The organism is Actinomadura sp. NPDC000929, assembly GCF_040492065.1.
GTDB classification, from domain to species: Bacteria; Actinomycetota; Actinomycetes; order Streptosporangiales; family Streptosporangiaceae; genus Spirillospora; species Spirillospora verrucosospora.
Map to the genome: position 1 here is coordinate 19,511 of NZ_JBEUPA010000045.1, position 19,178 is coordinate 38,688.

The 19,178-nt window shown below is 68.5% G+C and carries 24 protein-coding genes; 10 read left to right on the top strand and 14 right to left on the bottom strand.

Going from position 1 to position 19,178, the window contains the following annotated elements; translation table 11 throughout:
* Positions 1–5: 5 nt before the first annotated feature.
* Positions 6–566, bottom strand: coding sequence for a hypothetical protein (locus tag ABWI04_RS18210; RefSeq protein WP_345183615.1), 561 nt, complete (start codon positions 564–566; stop codon positions 6–8).
* A gap of 388 nt (positions 567–954) precedes the next feature.
* Here ABWI04_RS18210 and ABWI04_RS18215 point away from each other — a divergent pair, with 388 nt between their 5' ends.
* Complete coding sequence (locus ABWI04_RS18215; RefSeq protein WP_353833141.1) at positions 955–1,617, top strand: NUDIX domain-containing protein; 663 nt, start codon at positions 955–957, stop codon at positions 1,615–1,617.
* Positions 1,618–2,034: 417 nt separating this feature from the next.
* Here ABWI04_RS18215 and ABWI04_RS18220 read toward each other — a convergent pair whose 3' ends face one another.
* The 7 genes from ABWI04_RS18220 to ABWI04_RS18250 all read right to left on the bottom strand — a co-directional run bounded on the left by ABWI04_RS18220 (position 2,035) and on the right by ABWI04_RS18250 (position 7,542).
* On the bottom strand, positions 2,035–2,517 hold the full coding sequence (locus ABWI04_RS18220) for a GtrA family protein (RefSeq protein ID WP_345183611.1): 483 nt from the start codon (positions 2,515–2,517) through the stop codon (positions 2,035–2,037).
* Between the two features lie 153 nt (positions 2,518–2,670).
* On the bottom strand, positions 2,671–2,838 hold the full coding sequence (locus tag ABWI04_RS18225) for a hypothetical protein (protein ID WP_353833142.1): 168 nt from the start codon (positions 2,836–2,838) through the stop codon (positions 2,671–2,673).
* Between the two features lie 293 nt (positions 2,839–3,131).
* On the bottom strand, positions 3,132–3,326 hold the full coding sequence (locus ABWI04_RS18230) for a DUF397 domain-containing protein (protein WP_353833143.1): 195 nt from the start codon (positions 3,324–3,326) through the stop codon (positions 3,132–3,134).
* Entirely contained in the window at positions 3,323–4,204 is an 882-nt protein-coding gene (locus ABWI04_RS18235) for a helix-turn-helix domain-containing protein (RefSeq protein ID WP_353833144.1), read from the bottom strand. The genes ABWI04_RS18230 and ABWI04_RS18235 overlap by 4 nt, the downstream gene beginning before the upstream one ends.
* A gap of 404 nt (positions 4,205–4,608) precedes the next feature.
* A complete protein-coding gene (locus ABWI04_RS18240) occupies positions 4,609–5,118 on the bottom strand; it encodes a hypothetical protein (RefSeq protein ID WP_353833145.1) in 510 nt (169 codons plus the stop codon).
* Entirely contained in the window at positions 5,115–5,561 is a 447-nt protein-coding gene (locus ABWI04_RS18245) for a hypothetical protein (RefSeq protein ID WP_353833146.1), read from the bottom strand. Before ABWI04_RS18245 ends, ABWI04_RS18240 begins: the two co-directional genes overlap by 4 nt.
* Positions 5,548–7,542 (bottom strand): hypothetical protein, encoded by a 1,995-nt coding sequence (locus ABWI04_RS18250; RefSeq protein WP_353833147.1) that lies wholly within the window; start codon positions 7,540–7,542, stop codon positions 5,548–5,550. The genes ABWI04_RS18245 and ABWI04_RS18250 overlap by 14 nt, the downstream gene beginning before the upstream one ends.
* Positions 7,543–8,233: 691 nt before the next feature.
* On the opposite strand from ABWI04_RS18250, the gene ABWI04_RS18255 reads away from it, so the two are divergent.
* Positions 8,234–8,659, top strand: a complete 426-nt coding sequence (locus ABWI04_RS18255) for an ATP-binding protein (protein WP_345183600.1) — start codon at positions 8,234–8,236, stop codon at positions 8,657–8,659.
* Positions 8,656–9,219, top strand: a complete 564-nt coding sequence (locus tag ABWI04_RS18260; protein WP_353833148.1) for an SUKH-4 family immunity protein — start codon at positions 8,656–8,658, stop codon at positions 9,217–9,219. Before ABWI04_RS18255 ends, ABWI04_RS18260 begins: the two co-directional genes overlap by 4 nt.
* 84 nt (positions 9,220–9,303) lie before the next feature.
* On the opposite strand, the gene ABWI04_RS18265 is transcribed toward ABWI04_RS18260, so the two are convergent.
* Together ABWI04_RS18265 and ABWI04_RS18270 are read right to left on the bottom strand one after the other, a co-directional pair.
* Positions 9,304–9,543, bottom strand: coding sequence for an alpha/beta hydrolase (locus ABWI04_RS18265; protein ID WP_353833149.1), 240 nt, complete (start codon positions 9,541–9,543; stop codon positions 9,304–9,306).
* Positions 9,459–10,727 (bottom strand): alpha/beta fold hydrolase, encoded by a 1,269-nt coding sequence (locus tag ABWI04_RS18270; RefSeq protein WP_353833150.1) that lies wholly within the window; start codon positions 10,725–10,727, stop codon positions 9,459–9,461. Before ABWI04_RS18270 ends, ABWI04_RS18265 begins: the two co-directional genes overlap by 85 nt.
* Before the next feature lie 146 nt (positions 10,728–10,873).
* Between ABWI04_RS18270 and ABWI04_RS18275 the strand changes: the two genes are divergently transcribed.
* Positions 10,874–11,131 (top strand): hypothetical protein, encoded by a 258-nt coding sequence (locus ABWI04_RS18275; RefSeq protein ID WP_353833151.1) that lies wholly within the window; start codon positions 10,874–10,876, stop codon positions 11,129–11,131.
* A 26-nt stretch (positions 11,132–11,157) separates the two neighbouring features.
* Here ABWI04_RS18275 and ABWI04_RS18280 read toward each other — a convergent pair whose 3' ends face one another.
* On the bottom strand, positions 11,158–12,096 hold the full coding sequence (locus ABWI04_RS18280) for a M48 family metalloprotease (protein ID WP_353833152.1): 939 nt from the start codon (positions 12,094–12,096) through the stop codon (positions 11,158–11,160).
* Positions 12,097–12,335: 239 nt separating this feature from the next.
* On the opposite strand from ABWI04_RS18280, the gene ABWI04_RS18285 reads away from it, so the two are divergent.
* Positions 12,336–12,899 carry a hypothetical protein gene (locus ABWI04_RS18285; protein ID WP_353833153.1) on the top strand — a complete coding sequence of 188 codons (564 nt, stop codon included), beginning with the start codon at positions 12,336–12,338 and terminating at the stop codon, positions 12,897–12,899.
* 17 nt (positions 12,900–12,916) lie between these two features.
* Here the strand turns inward: ABWI04_RS18285 and ABWI04_RS18290 are convergent, their stop codons facing one another.
* On the bottom strand, positions 12,917–13,309 hold the full coding sequence (locus tag ABWI04_RS18290) for a PPOX class F420-dependent oxidoreductase (RefSeq protein WP_353833154.1): 393 nt from the start codon (positions 13,307–13,309) through the stop codon (positions 12,917–12,919).
* Positions 13,310–13,326: 17 nt separating this feature from the next.
* On the bottom strand, positions 13,327–13,821 hold the full coding sequence (locus tag ABWI04_RS18295) for an NUDIX domain-containing protein (RefSeq protein ID WP_353833155.1): 495 nt from the start codon (positions 13,819–13,821) through the stop codon (positions 13,327–13,329).
* A 146-nt stretch (positions 13,822–13,967) separates the two neighbouring features.
* Between ABWI04_RS18295 and ABWI04_RS18300 the strand changes: the two genes are divergently transcribed.
* On the top strand, positions 13,968–14,273 hold the full coding sequence (locus ABWI04_RS18300; protein ID WP_345183584.1) for a PGPGW domain-containing protein: 306 nt from the start codon (positions 13,968–13,970) through the stop codon (positions 14,271–14,273).
* 417 nt (positions 14,274–14,690) lie between these two features.
* A complete protein-coding gene (locus ABWI04_RS18305) occupies positions 14,691–15,506 on the top strand; it encodes an SGNH/GDSL hydrolase family protein (RefSeq protein WP_345183582.1) in 816 nt (271 codons plus the stop codon).
* On the opposite strand, the gene ABWI04_RS18310 is transcribed toward ABWI04_RS18305, so the two are convergent.
* Positions 15,452–16,621, bottom strand: a complete 1,170-nt coding sequence (locus ABWI04_RS18310) for a Cmx/CmrA family chloramphenicol efflux MFS transporter (protein WP_353833156.1) — start codon at positions 16,619–16,621, stop codon at positions 15,452–15,454. The genes ABWI04_RS18305 and ABWI04_RS18310 overlap by 55 nt on opposite strands.
* A 269-nt stretch (positions 16,622–16,890) precedes the next feature.
* On the opposite strand from ABWI04_RS18310, the gene ABWI04_RS18315 reads away from it, so the two are divergent.
* The 3 genes from ABWI04_RS18315 (at position 16,891) to ABWI04_RS18325 (ending at position 19,173) form a co-directional block, all read left to right on the top strand.
* A complete protein-coding gene (locus ABWI04_RS18315) occupies positions 16,891–17,463 on the top strand; it encodes a TetR/AcrR family transcriptional regulator (RefSeq protein ID WP_345183578.1) in 573 nt (190 codons plus the stop codon).
* Positions 17,453–18,262 carry an amidohydrolase family protein gene (locus ABWI04_RS18320; RefSeq protein WP_353833157.1) on the top strand — a complete coding sequence of 270 codons (810 nt, stop codon included), beginning with the start codon at positions 17,453–17,455 and terminating at the stop codon, positions 18,260–18,262. Before ABWI04_RS18315 ends, ABWI04_RS18320 begins: the two co-directional genes overlap by 11 nt.
* 137 nt (positions 18,263–18,399) lie before the next feature.
* The gene (locus ABWI04_RS18325) at positions 18,400–19,173 is read left to right on the top strand and encodes a hypothetical protein (protein WP_353833158.1); all 774 of its coding nucleotides are present in this window, start codon (positions 18,400–18,402) and stop codon (positions 19,171–19,173) included.
* Positions 19,174–19,178 lie beyond the last annotated feature (5 nt).

A 19,178-nucleotide genomic window follows, 5' to 3' on the forward strand; every position in this document is an offset into this window, starting at 1 on the left:
CCGGTTCAGGCGGCGATGCGGCCGTGCAGGTACTTCGCGCAGGCCTGGGTGACGGCGGCGATGTGCTCCTGCAGGACGGGGTACTTCACCGTGTAGTGGTCGGCGAAGTACGGCTCCAGGTCCAGCAGCAGGGGCACCTGCACGTAGACGTAGCCGGTGGCGAGATCCGCGTCGACGGTGAACACGCCGGGTTCCCCGACGTCCAGGAAACCGCTCTTCACCTCGGACTTCAGCGCCTGCCACACCGTCCGCGCGTCCCGCACGTACTCGCCGTAGGCGATCGTCACGGCCGCGTGCTGGCCGAGCGTCTTGGCGGCCATGACGGTGCCGGCCCGGTGCGTGAGCTGGAACATCAGCCGGTGCTTGTGCTGCCGGTGCTGGAACCGCAGGTAGTGGTGGTTGCCGTCGGAGTTCAGATCGATGAGCGCGTTGCCCTGGGCGACCGCCGCGGTGATCACGGCGCCGACGAGCAGATCGTCGATCTCGCGGGTGTGGAGCTCTTCGGAGAAACGCTGCCAGCTGCGGTTGACCAACCGGCCGAAGACCTGGTCGAGCTGCTCGGTCACGGGCACCTTCCGTCCAGTGGGATCAAGGAATGGTGGTGAGACTCCTCGCCCACCCATCCGGTTTCACGATCTGCCGTTCGAACAGCCTGGACCTCGCTTCGAGCCCGCCGCCGCGAGTGCCGGCTGTGCCGCGCCGCTAATGCTGCACGACGAACCGTCCTGTCTGCACCTCTTCAGACCGTTCCCCATCGTCCCGCGCGTCCAGCCGGTTCTGAGAACGCCCCGGGCCGGCGGCGGCTGAGCAGCTCTCGCAGAGCGTCAGGGGCGGGAGGCCGGGTGACCCGATGTGCGCGGCTTGCGACTGATCGGATTCTCCGGACTGTACCGCTGGGGTGACTGAGCTGCGCTCCCCACCGGAAAGAACGGGACAAACAAGGAGTGAAATCATATGCGTGAGTACACAGACGAAATAGTGCTGACCGTGGGCGTCGCGGAGGGCTGGGCGGATCGCGAAGAGGATCCGACCGAGATCAACTGGACGATCCGGCAGCGCGTGGCCGCGATCCCCTTCGAGGTGATCAACGGCCGTCCGGTCAACCCCTGCGAGAAGACGTCCATCCAGCGTGGCCGCAACAAGCTGGGCCGCTGGGGCGAGAACCTGACCGGCGATGGGCTCGCGTCGGTTCTGGACGAATTCGGCGACCGCTGGGTTCTCCTGGTCGACCGGAACCGCGGTCGCGGCTGGGGACTGCCCGGCGGCTTCCAGAACCCGGGGGAGACCGCCGTGGACACGGCGTGCCGCGAACTGGGAGAAGAAGCAGGCGTGGACCTGCGGGGCCTGGCGTGGCGGTCGACACCGCCGCGCTACGTGCACAGCAAGCGCGCTTCCGACGAGGCGTGGAACGTCACCGTCCTGTGCACGGTGGACCTGGGGACCCTGAACCGGGCCGACTTCCCGCGGACCACTCCCCGGTCCGACGCGAAGAAGGCGGCCTGGGTACGTGCCAACACCCTCCAGGAACTGACCACCGATCTGAAGGCCGTCCATGGGGGCGAGGTGACCTCCAAGAACCACGCCGGGATGCTCACCGACTGGTTCGCGGCAGCCTGAAGACCGCGATCGAGCAGGAGGGGCGGGTGACCGACCTTCCTGGCACCACCGGGCCGGCTTCCTCATTCTTCTGAGGTCGTCGGCTGATCCATGCGCGATTCAGGGCCCGGCGTGCACCGCCGGGCCCTGACGTTCTCCTCGAAAATCTCTCGCTGAAGCCGACCCGAGGCATCCCCAGTCCGTCGCCGGCCGGATGGGTGTAGTGATCCTGGTGTCGACCGGTGCATTGCGCAGGGCAGAGGCGCCGCACTCATCGCATCGGTCAGCAGCGCGCAACTCGGTTCCTTGCGGCGGACACCTGACGGGTTTGAGAAGGGGCGTCGCCCCGCGAACTTCAGGCCGCGGGGCCGAGCGGCCAGGGGACCGGCGGCGCCCCAGCCCGTCCCCCAGCGATCCCGCTGCTGGTGTGCGATTACCTCAAGAGGACTGCGGGGCCTCCAGAGCCTCCACTGGGAGCGCGGGAGCGTCCGCCTCCGCTGTGGCATCGGCCGGAGCAGCGTGGCGACGGGGGTGGAACACCCAGCCGCTCAAAAGCACGAACCGCACCACGGTGGCCACCGCGTAGGAGACCAGCATCGCCCCGACCTCCACGGCACGAGGGGCGGACGGCGCGAGCAGATGCACCAGGCCGAGCCCGGCGCTGCTGAGCCCCAGCCCGATCAGGAAGACGACGCCGCCCTCGATCTGGTGCCGCAGCGCCCCCTCCGACCCCACGACCCCGAACGTGTAGCGGCGGTTCGCCGCCGTGTTCGCGACAGTGGTAACCACCAGCGAGAGGGCGTTGGCGGCCAGCGACGGCATCACGGTGCGGAACACGAGATAGAGCAGAAGCCAAGCGACCGTGCACAGTGCGCCGATCACAGCGAACGCCGACAGGTGCCGCGCCAATCCCTTGAACAAGTTCCGCTCTCCGATTCTCTGATGAGGCAGGCCGCCGAAGGGGTGCGCGACGGCTACACGCCAGTGACGACCGTCCAGGCTCCGCGAACCGGCGCAAGCTAATCAGACCCAACACCATAGAGAAGCTCGGCGGCAGGAGCATACGGCTGGCCGTCACCCGCGCCTGTTCCTGAGCCTCGCCGCGGCGTCGTCGGTGGGGCGGTACCCGCGGACGGACCGCCCGCGCCGGCGCTGGTCCGCCGGGGACAGGAGATCCTCGCCGAGGGAGTCGAGGGCGTCGTCGAGGTCGGCCGCCGAACCGATGTCCTTGATCTTTCGCAAGGGCGCATCCGAAACCCGGTCGCCAATAGCGATCTCCGTCAAAACATGCTTGGTTCTCGTATCCTGCTTCGGCCTGATTCAGGGATTGCAGACACAGCGACCCGAACGGTTCGTCCGGACGAAGGCTTAGATCTCGGGATCCATGACGCGTTCACGCTCGCAATGCCTCCCGGCAAGCCACCTAAGCCGGGTCGGAGCTGACTCTAGCCGGGGACGGCGCCACGCGGAGGACAGGGGGAGTACCCCTGGCCTTGAGACGAGGCCGTCGTCTCAAGGCCGTTTAGTTGCAGAGGTCAGGGGCTCTCCGCGCGGATCTCGTCCAGGAACTTCCGCCACTCCCCGCCGGTGAACTCCAGAATTGGGCTCTCGCCGTAGTGCTTGGTGTCGCGGACTCCGATCGTGCCGTCGGTGGCCCGACCGACCTCGACACAGTGCCCGTCGGGATCGCTGTGGCGTGACTTGCGCCAGCTGTGAAAGTCCTTGGTCATGTCCCCGATCCTGTCTCGTCGGCGAGCCTTCTGGCTACCCGTTCGAGGAAGGTGATGCTGTCCTCACGGGACAGAGCAGCCTCCCGGAGGCGGTCGTACATGCCGATATACCGCACCACCTCGGCGCGCTGGTTGAGGATGACGTCTGTGGTGACCGTGTCGACTACCGCCATGGGAGGGTCACCAGGCTCGGGGAACGTGTACAGATAGAAAGACGATTTGGGAAGCAAGCCTCCCGGGATGCTGGCGTTGTGGAGGAGTACGCGAACTGTGATTCGCTCCTGCTCCGAGACCACCCGCACCATGTGTTCGAGTTGGGCTGCCATCGTTTGTGGCGGCACAGTCAATCGATGGATTACGCACTCGTCCAAGATGGTTTCGTATGTAGGGCCGTCCTGCCTGAGCAGTTCGCGTTGCCGGTTCACACGGGCTTCGGTCAGCCGCTCAGGCTGATAGTTGAGGCTCCTCTGACTCTCGTCGAGCTTGATGAGAGCCTCGATGAACGGACGGCACTGTAGAGCTCCAGGCATCGCGGTCTGGTCGTAGCTGCGGACAGTACCGGCGTTGTATTCGAGGTCGGCCGCGACCTTCTGCCGGGGACCCATGGACACCCCGTACCGGTCCCACCAGCCCTTCTGACCTGCTTCCCGGGCCAGCTTGCAGATCCGGTCGTATTCACTGCCGGTGACCTCTAGAGCGTCGAGCATGTTCATGATCTCGGTGAGGTCGGGGCGAATCTGGGCGTTCTCGAGGCGGGTGATCTTTGTCCGGGAGTGGAAGACGAGGCGTGCGAGACCGTCTGTCGTGAGGCCGCGGCTCTCGCGGAGTTCGCGGATCTCGGCCGCCAGCCGGCGGCGGCGGACGTAGGGGCTGGGCATGGCCGTCCTCCCGATATCGCGTCGGACACAGTCCGTATTGATCGCTAACTCACTGCAATCGAACGTTGCCCGGCAATAGTAGAGTCACGCCCCGACAAAACTCCGTCACGCCAACGCGAGAGCCAAAATCCGCACGTGCAACAAATGGAAGTTGCAGCTCTCGTCAGCCCGATTCGGTCAAATAAGGCCAGTTTGTTAAAGCTCATACCTGGGCGTACCGGAAATGCGCGACAAGTCCCGAGGGGGCGAGCTGCCTCCTCCTGGAGGCTAGTTCGGGTTTCGTGGCACCAGGAGAGGCTCATCAAGGCGTCATGGTCCGTACGGCTCTCCTACAACGGTCGCAACCACCATGAACGGGCCATGAGCCCGGCCAATGCGGATGGGCGACCATCCAGCTGCGTTCGTCAGGACGAGGAAGGGGTCGAAGCGGAGGCTTCGTCTCGCCGCGCCGCAAGCCACTCTTCGGTATAGGAGGTGACCTCGTCGATGAACTGCTCCAGCCCAGCCCGATCGAGATCCATCTCAGCGACGAGGTAGAGCAGGATGAAGACCTGGGCGTACAGCACGGTCTTCGCATCGTCTGGCCCAGTTTCCTGGAGTGGCGATGCGCCAACGGCACGGCGGATCACTGATTCGGCAGCAGAGGGATTTATCAGCCCCTCGTCATCCTCAGCCTTGATTCGCATGTCGGCTACGAGTCGGACGATTTCCTCGGCATTATACGTGGGCGAAAAGCGTCGGCGCAATGCGACATGGAACGCGCCGTAGAGCAGCGACATATATCCGGCTGCCGTCTCGTCGTCCACCAGAATCTTGTCCTCCAGGAGTGCCCACGCTTCCGGCCCTTCCAATAGGAAAGACCGCAAGGCAAGAATGTTCTCCTCTTGGATTTTAATGGCGGAGTAGTCCATCATGCTAGCAATTGGTCAGCGAGATGTCTTGCTTCTACCAGAAAAGCGTCGAGTTCCGCGTCCGTGTATTGGGCTTGTCCGACCAGGAAGGTGAGTAGGACCATCTGGTGGCCGAAGACCTTGTTCTTGTCGGCATTGACCTTTTCGCCCTTTCTAAGTAGAAAGAGTATTAGGCCTTCGGCAATTTGCGGATCGATGACGTTTGCCATTTCGTCATCGGTTTGCCGTACGTTGGCGACGAAGTCGATCACTTCCGACTCTTTGGCGGCGTTCCCGTTTATTAGGAAGCGTCGTTCGACGGCTTCAATGAAGGCGCCAGCCACGAGAGCCGCATATTCGCTGTTTGCTTCGTCTGGAGTGAGTTGATCTGCCAATCTTTTATGCTCTTCACCTTCCCCTTTTAGTAGGGCGCGCAAAGTGGCCACTTGGTGATCAGTTACTGGCATGTTCTCTTCCTGTCATTCGTCGTACTATTGGAGTGGCGCGGCGTTTAATTTCCCGCAATACTATCACCCCACCGATGATTCCAAGTGCGGTGCTGCCTGCTTGGACTTGCTGATCAGGTGTCTTGAATTGATCGGGGTTCTTGTGGGGGCTGCTGTGCTGACCTGTCGGTTTTACCTTCTCTACGCCCTTCAGGGCTGGCTTAGTGAACTCATCGATAGAGCTTTTGGTGTTATCGGGCTCATCGAAGAATCTCTTGTAAAGGTCAATCTCTCGCGACCTGCGCTCCGGGCTGGTGCGATTGTAGTCGCGACCTGCCGGGTCGTCCTCGGGGTCGCGGAGCTCGCCGCGGCCGGGTTCGCCGCCTCTGGCTCCGACCGGGTCAAGGTCTTCCCGGGTCGGGAGGCCTGCCGGTTCTGGAGCCTCTGATTCGTTTTGTAGTGGCTCGCCGCCGGGCTCGTCGGTTTGTTCTCGTCCGTATCGAGGCTCAACGTGTTTCTGGCCTTGGCTGTCGGTGTACACGTCGGAAATGATGGGATTGCGGCGGACCTCCGGTTGTGATTCTTCGGTACCTTCCGGGTCCGACCCGGTGCCGTCGCCCTCGCCATTTCTACCATGGCCGTCGCTCTGGTCACCGGAAGCTTCTGGGGGCGTGACGTTTTCGCCAGTTCCCTCGGGAGGGAGCGCGGTCTCGTCGGCGGGCTTCGGGTTGTCTTTCTCGTCGCCCGTAGTTCCGTCGTCAGTCTTAGCCTCGGGAGTCTCGCTGCCTTGGTCTGGGGTTTCTGGGCCGATGGGGGATGCTTCGCGGCCGGGTTCGGGGACGGCGGGGTCGGCCTCGGCGGCGGGTTCGATGGGTTGGCCGACCTCCGAGCCCGGCGGCGTCTCGTCGTTCCCGCCCTGGGGCTGGTCGTCGGCGGGCGATGCGCTGTCTGCTGGTGGTCCAGTCGGCGGGTCGCCACTGTCGTCGCCCGAGCCAGAGGAGTCCAGTCGCGGGATGGGCTCGGGCTCCTGATCTTGCGGGCGCGTTACCTCCTGCGTTGGAGGCTCCGCCTCTACTTCGGGGGTCCCGGACGGGGGCTGATCGCGGCCGCTGGACCCTTCACCGTCGCCGGGCGCCTCGCCGCTGGAAGTGCCACCGTCGGCGGTAGTGCCGGGCGGTGTCTCAGCGGCTGGGGGGTGTGCTTCCGGCCCGCGCCCGTCCGATCCCGCGTTCTCGTTCTGCGGCTGAGCTCCGCTGTCACCGCTTCCGCCAACGGTTCCCTCTCCGGTGCCATCGGCGGGCTGGGTGTCCTGGAATATGGCTCGCCAATGTTCCGCGGTTTCCGCTTGTTGCTCTCGGGTGGCGGCGAGGCTTGCTCGGCGGGAGCCGGGCGGGAACTGAGAAGCCTCGTCCGGGCGGGTGCTCGGCTGCTCGGAGGGCGCAAGGTCGTCGGCAGTTCTGCCGTTGTCCTTGCCGCCATCCTGCTCTTTCGCCTTGCCTGGCTCGGACTGCTCGGTCTTGGAGCCGCGGTCGCCGGTGCCCAGTTCGCCCTCGTCTTGCCGCGGGCTCTCGGGCTTGGCCTGGCCGGGCTTTTCCGCTTCCGCGCCAGCGTTGTCGGGCTGAGTTGGGTCGGCGTCGTGGTCACGCTCTTCGCCCAGTTGGGAGCCGATTTCGGTCTTGCCGGTCTCTGGTTCCTTCTCGGTCTTCGCTTCGGCTTCGGACGGCGGGTCACCGGGGGTCTGCGGCTTCTCCGCGGCCGGGCCGTTGGAGGAGGAATCGGTTGAGGATCCGTTGGGCTGCGCCTCGCGGTCGCCTCGCCGTTCGGTGCCGGCTTCCGGCCGACCTGGAACCGGCTGGCCCGCTGCCACATAGCTGTCTATGCGAGGCGTTTGCGATCCGCCGGAAGCGTCGGCCGGAGGCTTGCTCTCGGTGCGTGGCGGGGTGGGCTTGTCGGGGGTCTCGGGGCCCTTGCCCGGCCCGCCGGGGGGATTGTCCAAGCCCACGCTCGCAGCCCTTTCCATGGGGGGAGGTGAACCGGCCGACCAGACGGCTCACCGGGCATGTCCATGACGTGCGGGGCCAACGTCGGATCACACCGGCCCCTATGTAATCGCGCACGTGCGAACTTTGCACGTGCCGATAATCCACTCACATCCAGTAGGCGCGCGTATCGCGTGACTGCATGTGGGCTTCGCGCTGGTTCCGTTTGCATTTCTGGACGTGCAGGGACGGTGTGGCATCCCAAGACAGGTCATTCAAGTGTTCCGGTGGTGCGGCTTTCATGCCTAGATGGGTGTTCTGGGCTGCCGTGGAGTCGTGCTGGACCCGCCATGTCTTCGGGGCGACGGTGCTCACGGTGGACGACTTGGGCGCCGCCCGCCGCCACTGTCCAGCAGCGTTCGCCCGAGGGTCGACTCGGCCGTCCGGGCAAGGCGGACGCGGGTGACGTGGCCGTCGAGGAGAAAGGCGTTTCCTCGCCGCTTCGCCCGCACGTGCAAGCTCTGGGCGCGTGAATTCCGCGTGTGCGGAGATCGGATATTAGACCAGCGCTTGTGCTGAATCCCTTGCCGGGACAAGTAGAGCTCTAATCCTCCGTGCTCGACTGGCGACCGAGTGTGACGATGTGCGTGCGGACGACGGGGGAGACCTGTCAGATCCGCAACGCTGACGTCCATCGCGATCCGAGGTGCTCTGATGTCCCTGACCTTGCTTCCGGTAGTAAAGCCGGCGCTGTTGTATTGGCGGCGCTCCTTCCCCGGCGGGCCCGAGCAGGCACGCAACGCCCGGCGGTTCGTGGGTTGCCTGCTGGACGGCTGCCCCTTCCTCGATGACGTCCTGCTCGCCGCCGATGAGCTGGTCGTCAACGCGCTGCGGCACACCAAGTCCGGCCAGGTGGGCGGCATGTTCACCGTGGAGGTAGTGCGGGACGGCGGCCTGGTCGCGGTGTCGGTCACCGACCAGGGCGGCCCCGGTGAGCCCGCGGCGCTGGACGCCGCCGAGCTGGCAGAGTCCGGCCGGGGCCTGCGCACCGTCTCGCTCACCGCCGCGAGCTGGGGATGGCACGGCAATGGCGAGGGGCGGACGGTCACCGCCGTGTTCGCGGGGGAGTGGGCCGCGTGACCGAGCCGGCCTCCTGGACGCACGACCAGGTCCACCTGCGCGTCCACGCGGCGATGACCGCCGCGATGCGCGCCGACCCCCACTCCGTCGACGCCGCCCTCGTTCAGGCTGGAAGCCTCGATTCCGCGAGTCGGGAGTTCGTCGCGCAGTCGCGGCGCCTCGTGCTCGCCTGCACCGCCGCGCTGACCTGCGTCCTCGCCTCCCACCGCCCCGGCGAGGGGCCGCACGGCGAACCTGTCTGCCGCGGCTGCGGGACGCCTGAATGCCGGACGTTACGCGGCCTCGCCCACGTCCTCGCCGCCTACAGCGTCCGCCCGGCGCTGGTCGACCGGGCCGAGGCATGGCGCCGCGCGGACGCGCACTTCTGGCGCGGCGGCCGACCCGTCCCGCTGATCATCGAGGAGCTCCCGGACGGCTTCGTCGCCCGTCCCGCCGACGACCTCGACGACGAGGCCCCGCTACTGATCATCGACGGCCACACGGGCGCGCTGAGCCGCTGGCCGTCCATGCCCCTCGACGTCCTCGCCTGCGAATACACCCGCTACCGAGCGGGCCTCTAGACAGCCCATGCGCGTGAGGCGCACCTGGCGCGCTGGCCTGCGATCGGTCTGTGTCCCTGGTCGTTCATGTGCCGCTCTGTCGGCCTATTTCGGTGGGTCGGTGGGGCAGGAATCGGTGGTCGGGAGTGTGCCGGTGATCAAGTAGTCGTCGATGCCGGTGGTCGCGCAGCGGTTGCGGAGGTAGGCGGTGTGGCCGTCGCCGTCGTAGGCCAGGACCTTCGAGCCTCGGATGCCGCGGCTCAGGCTTTTCGCCCATGCCAGGGGCGTGGCCGGGTCGTGGGTGTTGCCCACCAGCAGGACGGGTGGTGCGTCGCGGACGTGCACCGGGCGTTGGGGGCGGCCGGGCGCACGGGCCAGCCGATGCACCCGGTCGTCATGTCCCAGAACTCCGACGTCCCGCCCATGTGCGGGGCCCGCCGCCGGATCAGGTGTTCACGGCGGCGCAACTCGCCGAAGTCAGGCACCTGCGGGTCGATGTCCTGGCACAGGATCGCCCGGTAGGCGGCCGTGCTCGCCGGGTCGTACAGTGCCTGGTCGCGCATCTGGCCTAGCAGCGAGGCGTTGTTTCCGTCGGCTTCGGCGATGCCGCGCGCGAGTCCGTGCCCGAACTCGGGGAACAGCGTCAGCATCGCGTAGACGCTGTAGCGCAGTTCCTCGGCCGTCAGCGGCCGGCCGCCGGGAACCGGCAGGGGACGGCGCTCGGCCCGCTGAACGAGCCCGTCCCACACCTTTCCGACCGGGCGTCCGTGCAGTTCGCAGTCGGCTGTCCGCGCGCACCAGGCCGCGAACCGGTCGAAGGAGTCCTCCACGGCCGATGCTGCTTCGACCACCATGCGGCGGGACGGCATGCCGTGGTCGACGACGCCGTCCAAGGCCATGGTGCGGATACGGTCGGGGAACAGTCGCGCGTACTGGGTGCCGAGCATGCTGCCGTACGAGCGGCCCAGGTAGCTGACTTTTCTTTCTCCCAGGGCGGCGCGCACGGCGTCGAAGTCACGCGCCACGCTCACCGTGTCGACGTACCGGATGAGCGGATCGCAGCTCTGCCCTCCCGACTTGTTATGGGCCACCATGCGCTCGTACTCAGGCCTGGTGCTGGGGAACTGTGTCACTTCCGGGTCGTGCACGGGCCTCTTGCAGGAGATCTGTTCGCTGCCGCCGACACCGCGCGGGTCGATTCCGACGATGTCGAACCGGTCCCGCAAGCGGGGTGAGAAGAACTGGGGTGCCCAGTCTCGGACCAGGTCGGCAGCGCCGGTTCCGGGGCCGCCGGGGTTATACAGCAACGTGCCGGCTCGGGCCTTGGCCGCCTTCCGGCGGGTCACGGCCAGCGACAGCTTCCGCCCGTCCGGGTGAGACCAGTCCACGGGCACCGTGACGGTCCCGCACTCGGCGCCGGTGTCCCCGCAGGCCCGCCAGGCGATCGTGCTCGCCGTCGCGCTGCCCGGGACGGCCATCACGGGTGGAATGGTCAGGGCAAAGGCCGCCAGCACAAAAGTTCGGTTCATGCCTGCTGATCCTGCTGATGCGGCGCGGTCGGTGCATCGGCCGGACGGTCGCATCCCTGCGGGTGGGACTCGACCATTCGGAGGAGGCAAGGGCGCTGCGGCGCTACCGTTCGGAAGGGTTTCCCCTTACCTGAGGAGTCGCTTTGATGCCGCCGATGTGCTTCGTTTGTCTACGGACCCTTCGCGACGGGGTGCCGTTCTCGTCGTTCGAAACTGTTCGCTTCGCGCTCACCCCTGAAGAGGAGGCGGTCCGCCAGGAACAGTATCGGGAGGGCTGGGTCGGCCATCCTCCGGAGGTGTACTGGTTCTGCGACGAGCATTTGGCATTGGGCAAGGAGCATTCGCATCTGCACTGGCGGGAGGCCCAGGAACTGCTGGCGAACCAGCGTGGCGAGGCGCGCTGAAACCAGTCCTCGTGGGCCGCGCGGGGTCAGGTCGGCCGATGGCCGGGTGCTCTCGGGGGCCAGGCGGTCGGCTGGACCGTCAGGTGGAGGCCGCCGCGCCATACGGGGCCGGTCCTCGGTGTTACGCGGACCGTGACCGGGACGTCTCCGGTCCGGCGGGTCGGGAACTCGCCCTGCATGGCGGACCGGGACAGGTAGGCGAGGCCCTGCCGCAGGAGGGCGCGCGGCCCCGGGTCCAGGCGGGCCGCCCACGGCGGGTCGGTCTCGCCGCGCAGCCAGGCGTAGCAGGCCATCGCGTAGCCGAATTCGGGCTCCGTCAGGTATCCGAGACGTGAATAGCCGTCGTTGCGGGCGGCGTTCAGGGTGCGCTCGTCCAGATCCCCCAGGGGCTGGATGGAGAAGCCCCGGGTCGCCTCGCCGAATCTCAGCGCCGCGTTCGCGCTGAAGACGCCGAATCCGAAATAGACGGTGAGGAGGTCGGTGAGCCGTTCGTGGTCCTTGCGTTCGGTGGTGATCCGCTCCTCGCCGAGGAGGCGGACATGGCACAGTTCGTGTGCGATCACGGCGATCAGGTAGGCGGCGTCGGACGCCTCCGTCACGTCGAGCCCGATGACCGCCCGGCCGTCCTCGACGTAGTAGTGCCCGACCGCGCGCTTGCCGTCGCGGGCCGTCGCGTCCTCGTCCTCGCGGTCGAAAAGTTCCACGGTGAGTTCGGATCGGTCGATCCCCATCTGCTCGCAGGTCCGCGCGACCACGTCGTCGATCTGCTTCGGCGTGCCGGTGTAGCCGGCGGCCCGCAGATCCGGCTGGGGCAGGACGATCGGCCGCATCACCGGGTCCCGGCCGAACTCCTGGACGAACCAGGTGATCGACGCCTCGATCCACGCCTGCTGCGCGACACCGACCGGGCACTCGGTGCTGATCGTCGGAGACCACGGCGGGGGCGTCTCGCGTTTCTCGTCCACAAAGGATTCCTGACAGTCGTCTCGTTGCGGCCGTCAGATTTTTATCACGTACTCCGAGCCTGTAGCGGCTATTGGCCGTCAATGGCCTGAGGGGTGATGGGAAATGGTCTTGTATGGAATTCGGATGACCCGCGTATCGCCCGTGTAAGTGACTGGTGTGCAAATCCCGCACGTGCGCGACTGGGGACGTCTCGCTCCTGGCTTTGCGGGTGCGCCCGTCCGGGGGCGACAATGCCGGGGTGGACGATGACGAGGAGTTCGTCTGGGACGAGTTCTGGGGGAATCTCTGGCCGGTGTGGCGGCGGGTGCTGGCCGGTACCGACGCCGAGGAGCCGCCGCCCGCCGAGCCGATCTTGCGGCGGCGCCGGCTCACGACCGACTACGCGTGGGTGGGGACGTTCGAGCCCGTCCGCTGGCTGACCTCGGTCACCGAGGCCCTGCTCTGGGACGACAACGGCATGGACCTGGGGCCGCTGGCGGGCCGGCCGTGGGAGCTGCTCCAACTCGCCGGACCCGCCGCCAACATCGATCTGGCGCAGCTCAGCGGCACCCCCGTCCGCCGCCTCATCCTGTCCAACGTCGACGTCGACGGTCTGGCGAGCCTCAAGGACATCGTCGGCCTGGAGTCCCTCACCCTCGCCCACGGCGACTTCGGGCCGCTGCCGCCGCTCGACCGGCTCGCGGAGGTCGTCCTGTACGCGGAGGGGGAGGTCGACCTGTCCGCCGCGCGCCCCGGCCTGCGGGTGGTCCGCAGCGACGAGATCTACCTTCCTCCCTTCGGCCCCGACGAGGTCGGCATCTGACGGTCGGAGCCGGGCGGCTACTCGACGACGCGCTTGGTCATCCCTTTTGCGCCCGGGTCGATGCCCCAGGTGAAGACGGTGTGCGGGTGGACGCGGATGACGTCGCCGCTGAAGCGGGAGTTCTCCGCGACCGCGGTCTCGGCGCGACCGCGGATCTCGATGCCCCGCACCCGCCACGGCTGGACGGAGACGAGGTTGTCCACGACGAAGGCGACCTGGTCGTTGTGGCGGAGGTTGCGGTATTTGCGGGATTCGGCGAGGTTCCAGCCGCCGATGTCGATCGTCCCGGTCTCGGCGTTGTAGGCGAACCCGACGGGGTTGTTCTGCGGGTCGCCCTTGGGCCCGACGGTGGCGAGGCGGCCGAGGCGCTGGGTGGAGAGGTAGTCGCGTTCGAGGTCGGTGAGGCTCATGCCACCAGGGTGCAACCTCAACCGCGGCTGAGGTCAAGGGAGGCGATGACGCCGCGGAGCCGGGGCGACATCTCCTCGGGGAGCGCGTCGAGGGGCCACCAGCGGGCCTCCAGGATCTCGCCCGCGTCCAGGTCGAGCCGCCCGCCGACGATCCGGGCCGCGTAGTAGGCCTCGACCCGGTGCCGGAACCCGCTCGCGACGTGGAGCGGCGGCGCGGTGACCTCGACCTCCAGGGCCGTCTCCTCCCGGACCTCGCGCGCGACGCCGTCTTCGAGGCGCTCGCCGGCGTCGACGTATCCGCCCGGCAGCCCCCAGGCGCGGTACGGGGGCCACAGCCGGTGGCGGAGCAGCAGGATCCGGCCCCGCTCGTCCTGGACGATCCCTCCCGCGTACACCAGGAACGTCTGGTGCCGGAGCCGTGCGAGCCGCCACTGCGTACGGCCGCTCAGCCGCCTCCACACCGGCGCGGCCAGGCTCCCGAGACGGGCCCGCGCGCCGAACGGGATCTTCATTCCCGCGATGCTAGCGGCCCGCGGACGGCGGGCGGCCGCCCCGGGGGACGGGGTGTGACTCTGGCCACACCGCGCCGGATCGGGGATCTTCGCCGCCATGCCGGTTCGTCCCAGAAGAAAGCCGTGTACGCAGATCGGGGGACGATGTGACCACGACCGCCATGGACCGTGCCGGGACGGACGCCGACGCGGCGCCCGCGAGCCGCCGCGGCGCGCATGTCCGCCTGCTCCGCAAGATCGGTGTCGCGGTGGCCGGAGCCGCCCTGATCGTCGCGGGCGTCGCCATGCTCGTGCTGCCGGGGCCCGGCATCGTCGCGATCCTCGCCGGGCTCGGCCTCCTCGGGACCGAGTTCCCGACCGCCCGCCGCATCAGCGCCGGCGTGAACGGCCACGCGCGCGCCGCCTGGCATCGGATCCGGGGCGGAGCCTCCCGCCTCGGCCGCAAGGGCTGAGCCCGGGCCGCCCCGAGGCGGATGGGGCGGGACGTCTTTCGGACGTCCCGCCCCATCCGCTTTTTCTGCCGTCGCGAATCGCCGTGAGATAGGTAAATGTCCCCGTGTCGGTCATTCCTCTCAGGGTAGGGCTGTGCCGCCTTCCGCCGCCGCGCCGATCAGCGGACGGCGGCCCGCCGGGCTGGTGAGGGCGGGCGGCGGACGGGGGGCGGAGGGTGCTGGACGGGCTCCTGGGGCCGCCGGGAAGCGTGCCGGAATGGTAGTCAGATCTTGAGGGCGACCGGCCCGGTTTTCTGGATATTTCGGATGGCAATGGCGAATCATGCCAAACAAAGTTGATCAGAATTGAGCTTGGCGTAAAGGCGCTTCGGGTATAGGACGGAAGACACAATTCGATACGTCGCCCGGAGTGTGCCGATGCGTCTTTCCCGCCCCAGTCTGGTCGCCTTCGGTGCGGCGACCTTCGCCGCCGCCTCACTGCTCGGGTCCGGCACCGCCTCGGCGGCCGGCCCCAACTACGTCGCCCTCGGCGACTCCTACTCGTCCGGCACGGGGGCCGGGAACTACGATCCGAACAGCGGAACGTGCCAGCGCAGCGCGAACGCCTATCCGAACCTGTGGGCGGCGTCGCACGCGACGTCGTCGTACAAGTTCGTCGCCTGCTCCGGCGCGACGACCACGACCGTCGCCAGCGGCCAGCTCGGCGCGCTCAGCTCCTCCACGACGCTCGTGAGCATCACCGCCGGCGGCAACGACGCCGGGTTCGCCGACGTCATGCAGACGTGCGTCCTGCAGTCGAACGCCTCGTGCCAGAGCAGGGTGACGCAGGCCGAGACCTACATGAAGAACACGCTCCCCGGACAGCTCGACTCGCTGTACGGCCAGATCCGTGCGAAGTCCCCGTCGGCGCGGGTGGTGGTGCTCGGGTACCCGCGCCTCTACATCATCGTCGACTGGTGCGCGGGGCTGAGCAACACCAAGCGCACCGCGCTCAACCACGCCGCCGACACCCTCGACACCGTCGTCTCCGCCGCCGCGGGGCGCGCCGGGTTCACGTGGTCGGACGTCCGGGACGAGTTCTCCGGGCACGAGCTGTGCTCCGGCGACGACTGGCTCAACGCGGTCACGATCCCGATCGGCTCGTCCTACCACCCGACCGCGCTGGGCCACCGTTCCGGCTACCTGCCGGCGCTGACGGGCTCGGCCAGTCTGGCCCTCCAGAAGCAGACCTGACCGGCGAGGACCGCGATCGCGCCGGCCATCAGCGTCGCGCTCACCCACACGGGCGAGCGGTAGCCGAGGCCGGCGCCGATCGCGGCGCCGCCGAGCCACGGGCCGAGCGTCCCGCCGACGTTGAACGCCGCGGTGGCGAACCCGCCGGCCAGCGTCGGCGCCGCGGAGCCCTGCTCCAGGACGCGTGAGATCAGCGCCGGGCCCGTGCCGAACGCCAGCATCCCCTGCACGAACACCAGCACGACGACCGCCGCCGGGCTTCCGGCCGTCAGCGCGAGGACGGCCCACCCGACGGTCAGGGACGTCATGCCCGCGGCGATCAGCGCGGCGGGATGCGCGTCGGCGATCCGTCCGCCGATGGTGACGCCCGCGAAGGACCCGGCGCCGAAGAGCGCCAGCAGCGCCGGCACCCAGGCGGAGCCGAAACCGGCGACGTTCGTGGCGAGCGGCGCGAGGTAGGTGAACGTGCAGAACGTCGCGCCCTGGAACAGCGCGTTGACGGAGAGGGTGAGCAGCAGGCGGCCGTTGGCCAGGGCGCGCAGTTCGCTGCGGGCGGCGCCCGCGGACGGGCGCTCTTCCGGGATCGCCCTGGCGATCGCGGCGACGGCGGGCAGCGAGACCAGCGCGACCGCCCAGAAGGCGGCCCGCCAGCCCCACGCCCCGCCGAGCACCGCGCCCGCCGGGACCCCGGCGACGCAGGCGACGGTGACGCCGCCCACCACGACGGACGTGGCGCGGGCGCGGGCGGCGGGCGGCACGAGCGCGGTCGCGGTGGCGAGCGCGACGGCCCAGAACCCGGCGTTGGCCAGGGCGGCGGCGACGCGGGTCGCCAGCAGCACCGCGTAGCTGGTGGTGAGGGCGCCGACGACGTGGACGGCGACGAAGGCGACCAGGAACGCCAGCAGCGCGCGGCGGCGCGGCCACCGGCGGGCCAGCAGGGTCATGGACGGGGCGCCGATCACCATGCCGACGGCGAAGGCGGAGGTGAGCAGGCCGGCGGCGGGGATGGACACGCCCAGGTCCGCGGCGATGCCCGGGACGAGCCCGGACAGCATGAATTCGGAGGTGCCCTGGGCGAACACGGCGAGCCCGAGGACGTAGACGGCGAAAGGCAAGGGGAGACTCCCGAGACGGCGAACAGGTCGGCTGTCGATGGGGGCTGCGCCGAGAAGGCCGTCCGGCGTCGGCGCGGACGGCGACGGCAGAAAGAAGATCCCTCGAATGCGAGGGCGAGGAAGGCAGCCCGCCTCAGGCGGCCCGCACGAAGGGGAGCCGCCCGGGAGTCAGCGTCTGTCGGACTCGGGGCTGGACATGGTCATGAGGCTAGCAGGGCCCTGGAGGCCCCCGTACAGAACATTGTTCTGGCATGGCAGAATAATGTTCTATGACGGAGGCCGGACGGGAGCGGATCCTGCGGGCGGCGCTGGAGCTGTTCGGGCGCGACGGGGTCGCCGGGACCACGCTGAGCGGGCTCAGAGCGGCGAGCGGGGTGAGCGTGGGCAGCTTCTACCACCACTTCTCCGGCAAGGAGCAGGTGGCGGAGGCGCTGTTCGTCGAGAGCATCGGGATGTACCAGGACGCCTTCCTCGCCGAACTGAAGGCGCACGACGGTGCGCGGGAGGCGGTGGCCTCGGTCGTGGCGTTCCACGTCCGGTGGTGCAGGGAGCATCCGGGCCGGGCCCGGTTCATGTTCACCGAACGTCCCGCCGGAAGCGCGGGGCTGGCCGAGCGCAACGGCGCGTTCTTCCGCGAGGTGCGCAGCTGGTGGCGCGTGCAGGCGCGGCACGGCGCGCTGCTCGACGTGGACGCGGTGACCGCGTTCGTCCTGTGGCTCGGGCCCGCGCAGGAACTGTGCCGGCTCTGGCTGAACGGCCAGTGCCCCGAACCGGACGGCGGGCAGGTCGAATCGCTGAGCGAGGCCGCATGGCGGTCGGTGGGAGGTCCCCATGGTGATTGACGCGTGGATGCAGCACGGGACCGTGCGGTTCCTGCGGCACGAGATGCTCGACTCGCTCTGGAGGTGGACGGGGCAGGAGCCGCCGGCGGAGGAGGTCCCGGTCGGCGCCACGGTCGCGGCGATGGACGCCGGGGGAGTGGACCTCGGCCTGATCAGCGCCTGGTACGGGCCCGAGGGCGACCTCGTGAGCAACGACGAGGTCGCGTCGTTCGTCCGGCAGGCCCCCGGCCGGCTCGCCGGCATCGCCTCGGTCGACCTGCGCAAGCCGATGGAGGCCGTGCGGGAACTGAGGCGGTGCGTGGGCGAAATGGGCTTCAAGGGCCTGCGCGTGGTGCCGTGGCTGTGGGAGCTGCCGCCCACCGACCGCCGGTTCTACCCTCTGTTCGCCGAATGCGTGGAGCTGGGCGTCCCCTTCTGCACGCAGGTCGGCCACACGGGGCCGCTGCGCCCGAGCGAGACGGGCCGGCCCATCCCGTACGTCGACCAGGTGGCGCTCGACTTCCCCGAGCTCGTCATCGTGGGCGGGCACATCGGCTACCCGTGGACGGAGGAGATGGTCGCGGTGTGCCGGAAGCACCCGAACGTCTACATCGACACGTCCGCGTACACGGTCCGCAGGTACCCGCCTGAGCTCGTCCGGTACATGGCCCAGGACCGGCACCACAAGGTCATGTTCGGCACCAACTACCCGATGCTGACCGCCGAGCGGGCGCTCAAGGGCCTGGACGACCTCGGCCTGGGCGAGGACGCCCGGGAGGCGTTCCTCGCGGGCAACGCCCGCAGGGTCTTCCGCCTGTAGTTGATCTACAATGTAAAGGCGGCCGCCGTGGCGATGCCGCTCGCCGCCTTGCGCGGCCGTCCGCGATCTGGACGGTCCTACACGGCGCTTCCACACGGATGGAGGCGTCAACGACAAACAACACGCAGGAGGAAATCGTGGGTCACCGTGAAAGCTACGGCACCATCTCCTACAGGGAGTGCCCTTTCGACGGCAGCTTCGTTCTCACGCCCGCGCGTGGCGAAACCATCACCGTGAAGAAGGTCACTGGCGAGGTGTGCAACGCAGGCCTCGGCACCCTCGTCATCAAGGAGGTCGCCGACAGCGGCCGCCTCCTCAACCCGGGTGGTGGAACCGTCACCATCGGCAAGGTCACCGGCCATGGGTACGTCCGGAACTGGAACGGTGGCGGCGACGGCGTCCTCAAGGCCGGCACCGTCACCATCGGCAAGGTCAGCGGCCGCGGCCGTGTCCACAACGAAGGCAACGGCACCGTCACCATCGACGAACTCGCTGGCAATGGCTGTTACGAGAACGCCAGCGGTCGCGCCTTCGTCATCATCGACGAGGTCACCAGCGAAGCCTGCGTCGTCGAGAGGGCGCCCATTGACGGCGGTCTCAGCGACGGCGGCACCGGGCTCGTCAAGAAGGCGAAGGGTCGCAGCCGGATCGTCGTCTGCGGCGGCAGCGTCAAGATCGACGAGTTCCTCGGCAAGGCCGGCGTCCTTCTCCGCTTCGGCGTGGTCGTCCTGCCGGCGAGCGCCGCGGGCCGCGTCTCCGGCTGGTTCGGCAGCGATCTCGAGCCGGGCTTCGTCGGCGGGGCCGTCAGCGCGGTCGTCGAGGCCGCGGGGGACTCCGCCGATGAGGACCGCGCCGGCGCTCGGCGCCACTTCGCCAGGCGACCCGCGCGGTTCAGGTGGGTCGTCGGGTAGCGGCA

Excerpts from the sequence above, each read along its gene's own strand:
- ABWI04_RS18215 (WP_353833141.1), top strand. The coding sequence starts at position 955 with ATGCGTGAGTACACAGACGAAATAGTGCTGACCGTGGGCGTCGCGGAG.
- ABWI04_RS18230 (WP_353833143.1), bottom strand. The coding sequence starts at position 3,326 with ATGACCAAGGACTTTCACAGCTGGCGCAAGTCACGCCACAGCGATCCC.
- ABWI04_RS18235 (WP_353833144.1), bottom strand. The coding sequence starts at position 4,204 with ATGCCCAGCCCCTACGTCCGCCGCCGCCGGCTGGCGGCCGAGATCCGC.
- ABWI04_RS18240 (WP_353833145.1), bottom strand. The coding sequence starts at position 5,118 with ATGATGGACTACTCCGCCATTAAAATCCAAGAGGAGAACATTCTTGCC.
- ABWI04_RS18245 (WP_353833146.1), bottom strand. The coding sequence starts at position 5,561 with ATGCCAGTAACTGATCACCAAGTGGCCACTTTGCGCGCCCTACTAAAA.
- ABWI04_RS18255 (WP_345183600.1), top strand. The coding sequence starts at position 8,234 with ATGTCCCTGACCTTGCTTCCGGTAGTAAAGCCGGCGCTGTTGTATTGG.
- ABWI04_RS18270 (WP_353833150.1), bottom strand. The coding sequence starts at position 10,727 with ATGAACCGAACTTTTGTGCTGGCGGCCTTTGCCCTGACCATTCCACCC.
- ABWI04_RS18275 (WP_353833151.1), top strand. The coding sequence starts at position 10,874 with ATGCCGCCGATGTGCTTCGTTTGTCTACGGACCCTTCGCGACGGGGTG.
- ABWI04_RS18290 (WP_353833154.1), bottom strand. The coding sequence starts at position 13,309 with ATGAGCCTCACCGACCTCGAACGCGACTACCTCTCCACCCAGCGCCTC.
- ABWI04_RS18295 (WP_353833155.1), bottom strand. The coding sequence starts at position 13,821 with ATGAAGATCCCGTTCGGCGCGCGGGCCCGTCTCGGGAGCCTGGCCGCG.
- ABWI04_RS18305 (WP_345183582.1), top strand. The coding sequence starts at position 14,691 with ATGCGTCTTTCCCGCCCCAGTCTGGTCGCCTTCGGTGCGGCGACCTTC.
- ABWI04_RS18315 (WP_345183578.1), top strand. The coding sequence starts at position 16,891 with ATGACGGAGGCCGGACGGGAGCGGATCCTGCGGGCGGCGCTGGAGCTG.
- ABWI04_RS18320 (WP_353833157.1), top strand. The coding sequence starts at position 17,453 with ATGGTGATTGACGCGTGGATGCAGCACGGGACCGTGCGGTTCCTGCGG.